Here is a 7,623-nt window from a genome sequence, read left to right on the forward strand (position 1 = left end):
CCGCATGCCATCGGCCCCTTCGGCCCCGTTCCAACGGCCCTCTCCACAGTCCAGGTCGCTCGCGTCTCGGCACTGCTCGGAGAGATCGGTATGCAAGCGATCCTGACGGACCTGTCGAACGACCACAGCAATGCGGCTTCCTTGATCGGCCACGGGGCCGAGGGGATCATCGGCGGCCCGACGGAGTATCTGCTGGGCCACTTCAGGGCCCTGCACGAGTTCTACGAGGAGGCATCCCGGCGGAACCTGCTTGTCGTGCTGTGGTGGGACTGACAGAGAGACCTCGCCAACCAGCACGGGCGCGACCTGGTTCATGTCAGCGGGCAGGACCTGGGGAATTACGTGACCGTCGCCCTGGGGAAATACGTGACCGTTCACAGCCCTTTCCAGCGAAGCCCGCGGAGTGCCGGGTGACGCGGCGTTCCACGGCTTCGACAAGGTTGTGGAACAGGTGCCGGCGATCAGCGATCTGGACCGCGTTCGGCGCGCCGAGGCGAGCGCCTTCGGCGTATCCGGTGGCGCGGTCGCGGCAGATGACCTCGACGCCGGGTGCTCGGTCAGCCATCGGGCGAGGGTGGCGGCCTCGCGGTCGGGCAGCAGATCGACGGGGCGGCGGGGCTCGATGTTGATCAGCACGGTGCCGTGGACGTGTCCTTTGCGCAGGGCGAAGTCGTCGGCCCCGAGCACTCGTGGTGTTGTCGTGTGCGGGTCGGGCATCGCGCGGATCAGCCGCAGCAGGGTCGAGCGGCTGACCTTCGAGCTGAGGACATCAGGCATCCGGGCGCGGCCTCGGCCCGCCGGCATCAGCGCCGCCGACTGCAGGATCGCGCGCAGCCGCAGGCTCCGCCGGCCGCCGCGGAAGGTGAGCCCGGCGACCTGCTCGACGAATGTCGCCCGGGGACATGACGTCGCGGGGCGATGGAAGCGCCGGACCTGCCGCTTCACGACGACCTGCCGGGCGCCGACTGCCGAGTCCGCCAACCGGCGCTCGTAGCGGCTGTGGACCCGACGTGATCCAGCGCCGCGGTCCGGGCAGAACGCCTCGGGCGCACACGCGCAGGCCGCGACGGTCGCGGTATCGCCGCCGATCTCGATGTTCGCTATCTCCAGGTCGTCCAGGTCCGGGAACAGGACTTCCTCGGCATCCACCTCGTTCACGGCCATTGATCATCGCGCACGTGGCGCCGTCCCAGTCGGAGACCATCGAAAGTGGTCACACATCGTTGGTGTCGTCTGTGAACGGGATCGGTTCTGATCTTGGGCCGGTGGTGGCGGGGTTGAGTCTCCCGTTCAGCTCGGGGGCGGTGCAGGGGCAGGTGAATCGGATCAAGATGCTGAAGCGGCAGATGTTCGGTCGCGCGGGTCTGGATCTCCCGCGCAGGCGCGTACTCCTTGCCGCGTGACCGGCACCCGGTCAGTCACGACACCTTCGGTGACGATCAGTCATATCGGCACGGAAAGTGATCCAGGACCTCGTTTCTACCCGTTGCCGACAGGTCCGGGGCGCCGAGGCCTTCAGCCGGGGTGGTCATCGGCGGCCGAAGGCCGTGCCGCCTGATCGGACGGCGGCACGGCCTTCGGTTGCGGATCGGTGTCGGTCAGCGTCGGAAGGACTTCAGGAAGAGGGAGTCCCCGCTGTCCTGGTACTTGTCGTTGACGCCCAGTCCTGAGGTGAAGCTGCCGTTCTCGTAGCCGGCCCAGTCCTGGATGGGGTTGGTGTCGATGGGCGGCAAGCCGCCGGTTCCGTAGTCGAGGTGCTTGAAGGAGCGCGGGGAGTCCTCGGCGGAGCCGAACTGGTAGGCACGGCCGCGGGTGGAGTAGGGCTGGTAGAGCGCGTAGGGGCCGTTCTTGGTGGTCTGTTTGGTCAGGCTGTTGTTGAAGAAGACGTTCTGGGGGCCGCTGGAGCCGGACCACTTGACGGCCTTGTTGCCGGCGCTCCAGTAGATCGGCCACCAGGTGCCCTTGTCGCCGACGCCTCCTTCACCGCCGCAGTTGGCGCTGCAGTTGCTGGAGGAGTGGTTGTAGGGGACGTGGACGGTGTTGTTGTCGAAGAGGTTGCGGCGTTCCCAGCCGCCGTGCAGGTTGAGGTCGGAGTCGAAGTCGTTGGCGAAGGCGACGTTCCCGGAGGAGGACCACTGGAAGGTGAAGTGGCGCAGGTTACGGGTGGTGTTGAAGGCGTAGAGGGAGTCCCAGACGCGGGAGCCGCGCAGGTATCCGTTGCCTCCCTTGCCCTTGTTCCAGGCGCCGTCGAAGTAGTTGTTCTCGATCTGGAGGTTCTTGGCGACCTCGGTGACGACGGGGTGGGAGCCGGTCATCTCGCCCCTGATCCCGCGGACCCAGCTGTTGGCGGCCCATTTGAAGACGATGCCGTGCATGGCGGCGTCGGGGGCGAGGTTGCCGTAGTTGTGGGTGGCGCATTTGGGGGTCAGGTCGACGCACTGGGCGGTCAGGCCGTCCATCTGCTGGGTGAAGGTGAAGTCCTCGAACCCGACGTCCGTGATCATCTTGAGCGGGGTGACCTTGCTGGGGTAGGCGGGACCCCCTGGGGTTATGGGCGCGGAGCCGTCGGAGACGGAGTTCACGGGGACGTCGAACTCCAGCGGCTTGTCGATGGTGACGGTGCGTCGGGTGCTGTCGACGGAGGAGATGGTGAAGACCTGCTGGCGCATGTGCAGGTCCTCCAGGCTGCCCAGCTGCCCGGCGGTGTCGATCTGCTGGCTCTGGTAGAACTTCATGCTGTTGGCCGCCCCGACCCACAGGTAGCCGCCCGGCTTGAAGACGGACATGTCGGCGGCGCCGTTGAGTTGGATGGTGCTGTCGCCCTCCCGTGCGGCGTATCCGGGGGTGGCGGTGTTCTCGGCGAGGGTGACGCCCGATTCCCAGTGCTGGTTGATCGATCCTTCGAACAGGTCCCGGCGGTTCTCCGGGATCGCGGAGATGTTGCCGCACATGCGCTGGTGCTTGGCCGACACCTCGCGGGTCTGCACGCGGAACAGGCCGCGTCCGGGCCAGATCCAGCCGCCGGTGCCGGTGATGGAGCCGATCGTGCCCTGGCACACGTAGCGCATGGTGTCCTGGTCCCAGCGGCTGCCCTGGTAGAGGGTGTCGTACCGGGTCGCGCTGTCCGGCCGGAACACGATCCTGGTGCCGCTGTCAGCCTTCGTGCCCTGGCCGCGGATGACGAGGTAGGAGGCGTCGACGGCCAGTTGCTTGCTGACCTCCAGGGTGCCCTTGGGCAGTTCGATCGAGGAGAGCTTGGTGGGCGAGGCGTTGGGGGTGCAGGTGGTGCGGATGTCGTCGATGGCCTTCTGGATGCCGGCGGTGTCGTCCTGGCCGTCGTCGGCCTTCACGTTGTAGCGGTCGGCCAGGACCTGGGGAGTGATCTTGCAACGCGGGTCGTTGGAGCGCTCCGCGGGGCCGGGCAGCCGTTGCCCGCCCCGGTAGCCGGCCTTGCTCCAGTCCGGCAGGTCACCGCCCAGACCGGTGCGGCGGTTGCCCTTGGCCAGGACCTGGCTGGTGTCGTCCAGGCCTCCGGGGGAGGAACCCGCACTGCCGGTGCAGCGTGAGGTGACCGGTCCGGTGTCGGGGTCGGCGAGGATCTTGGTGAGGCAGGCGGAGAGGGCCTGCTGGCCGAAGTAGTTGGGGTGGACCGCCTCCTGCTGGTGGCCTTGGGCCGTCCACGGGATGTCCGTGTCGATCAGGTAGGGGACCCAGCGGATCCATTCGGCCTGTGCGGCGTCCAGGGGCGCGGTCGAGTTGTTGGCCGAGGTGGCCGACTGGGCGGAGGCGGAGCACAGTTCGTGCCCGGCGAAGGCGTCCTGGAGGTCCAGGAAGGAGACGTTGGTCCGGGTGGCGGCCCGGCCCAGCATCGCGGTGATGTTCGCCATCACGTGGTCACGGGCCCAGTCGCTGTCCTTGTCGAGGAACGGGCAGCCGCCCTTGGTGTAACGCCCGTACTTTTCGAACGGGTTGAGGGAGTTCTCCGGATAGCGGTACTCGGAGCTCTTGGGCAGCGGGTTCGGGTAGGACTGGAGCACGATGCGGTAGCTGTCGTCGGACTGCCCGGCGTCGCGCAGGACGTCACGGATCCCGGTCAGGCTCTTGACCACGTCCTCCTCGACCGCGCCCAACGCCGCGTCGAACTCGGCCTGCTTGACGGCCCGGCAGCCGTTGTTGTTCACGGCCGGGGCGAGGTAGGCCTTGACGCACTCCTTCACGATGTCGGAGAACTGGAGGTCGTTGCCGCCGATCGACAGCACCACGGTGGAGACGTCACGTGTGGCGGTGAGGTCGCGCAGCTGCTCGACCTGCGGGCGCTCTCCCTTGAACGTGGCGGTCAGGACACTGGCCGTGGTCGCCCCGGAACAGGCCAGGTTGACCCGGTCGACAGTCTCCGCGCCGGGCACCGCCACACCGTTGATCTCGGCGGAGTCCGACCGGTCGCACGCCGCGTCGGGCTTGGCGGCGTAGGAGGTGTCGCCGTACACCCGCGTGAGGTCGTGGGTGCAGCTGCTCTCGTCGGCGTTGCAGCCCACGGCGGAGCGGTCGGTGCCCCACACCGAGCCGCCGGCCGAGGCGTCCGCGTTGCCGGCCCACCGGCCGGCCTCGCCGGAGATGTAGCTGTCACCCATCGACACCACCGTCGGTACCGCCGTACAGGGATCGGGCTCCGGGCCGGGGAAGGGCGTCTGCCCGTCGGACAGGACGGAGACGTTCAGCGCCGAGGCCACCGTCACGTTGCCGGCCGAGGACGGCGGGCAACCCTTGAACAGCCTCGTCTTCCACTTCCAGGTGGGAGTCACCCCCTGAGACACCGCGCGAAGGCCCGAACCGAATTTCTGATTCTCCGGGGCGATCGTGAATCCCTCGGGGTTGACCAACTGCCCGGAATCACTGTCGAAACGCCAGAGCTGGCTCTCCTTCTGGCCCGTCTGGCAATTCTTGTGAACGATCTTTCCGGTGCCGTCGGGAGCGATGGTGAGACATTTCAGGGATCTCGCGAGCAGGAGCAGCGAGTACTTCTTCCCGCTGATGTCGATCGCTCCGAACGGTGACAGGACCTGGCTCCCGTTCCTCGCGCGGATGTTCTGCAGGACGAACGGGGCGTCCTCGCCGATGCTGTCGTCCTCCAGCCGGGCCTGGTCGACGCCGATCGTCCAGGAGGCGGAGTTCTCCGAGGTCCCACCTGTCAGCCAGTACGGAACTCCCGGATCGGCTCCGGCCTGAAGGCCGCCGAAGAACACCGGGTAGTGGTCGCTGTCGTGACTGGTGTCGGCCCGACCGACGATGTTCCAGTCGCTGAACAGCTGTGAGGCGACCATGTAGTCGTACCGCCCGCCGGTCCGGAAGGTCCGGACATCGGGGGCGGTGGAGTGCGTCAGGCTGTTCGCGGGGAGATCGGCCATGGTTCCCGGCTCGCGGTTGTAGTCACCCAGGACAGCCCATCGCCCCGAACTCAGGGCTCCCGCCCGCCCTGCGACCGCGTTGACGAACTCGCTCCCGTTGGCCCCGCCGGGGGAGATCGCGTGAATGGAGCCGAAGGTCATGGCACTGGCGCCGGTGCCGTCGACGATGACGAGCCCCGGTCGCGTATTGACGAATTGCGACTCGACGATTTCCACGCTTTCCGGCCGACGGTGCGTCATGAATCCGAGACGGTACATCTGCGGCCGGAGACTGTCCTCGACATAGGTGAGGTAGATTTCCGAACGGTAGCCCAGCCGGGGAGTCAGCCTCTTCCTTTCGATCCGGTAGCTGGTGCCCGGGACCAGAATTTCCCCGTCGTTCACCACGTTTGCGGCCGAGATCGCGGCCATCGGCATTTCCTGCAACGCCACGATGTCGTACCTGAGGGCGTAGTTGTAGGCGTTCTGCCAGGCCTTCGGCGTATGGGCCATGTTCCAGGTCATCACCCGCTGCTCTCCGGGAACAACCGCATGCGCTGGCTGGGCCAGACCCACCAGGAAGCCGCCCATCAAGGCTGCGACAAGACTCAGTGACAGGAGTCGCCATAGAGTCAGAGATGAAACAATGAAAGATTTTTGACGGATCATTCGAATGTCATCCTAGGTTTTCGAAATTGTCTGGACCCCCGATCCGGCCCCGCCCTTCCTGCCTGCTTGCCCTGCCTGCCTGTCCTGCCTGCCTGCCTGAACACGTCGGCGCTCCGGTGGTTCCTTGATCGCGGGAGCCACAGTCTGTCGGGATCCGGTTGCGTTCCGGCTGCGCTCGGCTAACAAGCGGGTGCGTGATTGCGGAGGGGATGTGCTGGTCTGAGCTGCGGCCTTGTTCAGGCGGTGGTGGTGCGGTCGGAGAGTCCGGCGACGGCGAGGCAGGTGCTCGGGAGTGTGTCGCGCCGGCATAGAGCCACCCGCCGGGGAAGAACGCCGTCCGCTGGTTCGCGCACGAGGGCACCGGTGGCTGTGGTGGACCAGGACTCGCCGTCCCCGAAGGCGCGGGCGATGGTGGTGCGCAGCTCGTCGGCGACCTTCACGAGCACGGTGCCCGGGTTGGCCAAGCGCTCCAGAGCGGCCTCGGCGGCGAGGGCGCGCTTCACCGACCCCGAGCACCCGAGCGCGATCGGCTCGATGGACAGGTGACCCGGGAAAGCCGGCTGACCGCCGCAGGCTCCTGGCCTGCCTGTCTCAGGGCCCGGCCGAGGCATCGACGGCCTTCGCCCTGCGGTCCGAGCGTCTTCCGGACGTCTCTTCGTCGCGACGAACACTGGCTCAAGGCCTGACAGCCCGGTTGGTCAGCGAGCTTCCAGCTCTTCGGCACGCTGCGTGAGTTCCGCCGCGATGTTGTCCCAGTCCGGACCGTGCAGCCACAGGTTCTGCGCGGCCTCCCGCAGAAGAGCCGGCTGGTCCGGCCGTTGCAGCAGCACGAGCCGATAGGCGAGGTTGCGAATCCGCACCGGGAGCCGGCCGTCGACCACGTTCGGGCAAAGCTCGCGCAGCATCGAGAGGATCGCGTCCGCATCAGCGAAGGTCAGCTCTTCGATGAGGTAGTTCTCGTCGTGTTCTCGACCACACGCCGGTGTCGGACGGTACTCATCTCCGTAGAGACACCGGGCGTGCTCGGTCAGCGTGCTGTGCATGCGCCGCAGCCTACGACGTCATGATCCGCCGGACGGAACCCAGGCCTGTCGTCTCTTCCAGCATCCGGCCGCCGCCAAGCCGTCGGCTGCCCCACCCCGCACCACGTCCCGCTCGACGGCCACCCGATCAGGCGGCCGGTTCGTCACTGAGGTTCCCCCGACGTGCGGAAGGTTGCCGGAGATGGCCTGATGGGTCATGAGAAGGGAGCCTTTGTGATGGCTGCTCAGATGAAGTACCCGCCCGAGTTGCGCCGGCGTGCGGTGGAGATGTACCGCTCCGCTGACCCGAAGCCCGTGATCCGGCAGATGGCCCGCGATCTTGGGGTGCACCACGAGGCCCTGCGGAACTGGATCCGCCAGGACGAGGCCGACCGGGGCGAGCGCGACGACCGGCTGACCACCGCCGAGAAGGAGGAGCTGGCCGCTCTGCGGAAGGAGAACGCCGAGCTGCGGCGCTCGTGCGAGATCCTCAAGGCCGCCTCGGCTTTTTTCGCCCAGGAGCTGTGCGCCACGAGGCGCCGTGTTGA

At 67.3% G+C, this 7,623-nt stretch carries 4 protein-coding genes and 1 pseudogene; 1 reads left to right on the plus strand and 4 read right to left on the minus strand.

Annotation, left to right across the window (positions count from 1 at the left end; translation table 11 throughout):
• From ACFRMQ_RS35130 to ACFRMQ_RS35145, 4 genes and pseudogenes are all read right to left on the minus strand, one after another.
• A pseudogene (locus tag ACFRMQ_RS35130) lies at window positions 1-1,158 on the minus strand (hypothetical protein); the annotation flags it as partial.
• A 440-nt stretch (window positions 1,159-1,598) separates the two neighbouring features.
• Window positions 1,599-5,909, minus strand: coding sequence for a GDSL-type esterase/lipase family protein (locus tag ACFRMQ_RS35135; protein WP_380734857.1), 4,311 nt, complete (start codon window positions 5,907-5,909; stop codon window positions 1,599-1,601).
• Between the two features lie 380 nt (window positions 5,910-6,289).
• On the minus strand, window positions 6,290-6,556 hold the full coding sequence (locus ACFRMQ_RS35140) for a hypothetical protein (RefSeq protein ID WP_380734858.1): 267 nt from the start codon (window positions 6,554-6,556) through the stop codon (window positions 6,290-6,292).
• Window positions 6,557-6,751: 195 nt separating this feature from the next.
• The gene (locus ACFRMQ_RS35145) at window positions 6,752-7,096 is read right to left on the minus strand and encodes a hypothetical protein (RefSeq protein ID WP_380734859.1); all 345 of its coding nucleotides are present in this window, start codon (window positions 7,094-7,096) and stop codon (window positions 6,752-6,754) included.
• 216 nt (window positions 7,097-7,312) lie between these two features.
• On the opposite strand from ACFRMQ_RS35145, the gene ACFRMQ_RS35150 reads away from it, so the two are divergent.
• Window positions 7,313-7,623, plus strand: a 311-nt coding sequence (locus ACFRMQ_RS35150; RefSeq protein WP_380734860.1) for a transposase, incomplete at its 3' end; no start/stop codon positions are given.

Origin of the sequence: Kitasatospora sp. NPDC056783 (assembly GCF_042789895.1) — a bacterium.
Classification (GTDB): Bacteria; Actinomycetota; Actinomycetes; order Streptomycetales; family Streptomycetaceae; genus Kitasatospora.

Excerpts from the sequence above, each read along its gene's own strand:
- ACFRMQ_RS35135 (WP_380734857.1), bottom strand. The coding sequence starts at position 5,909 with ATGACCTGGAACATGGCCCATACGCCGAAGGCCTGGCAGAACGCCTAC.
- ACFRMQ_RS35145 (WP_380734859.1), bottom strand. The coding sequence starts at position 7,096 with ATGCACAGCACGCTGACCGAGCACGCCCGGTGTCTCTACGGAGATGAG.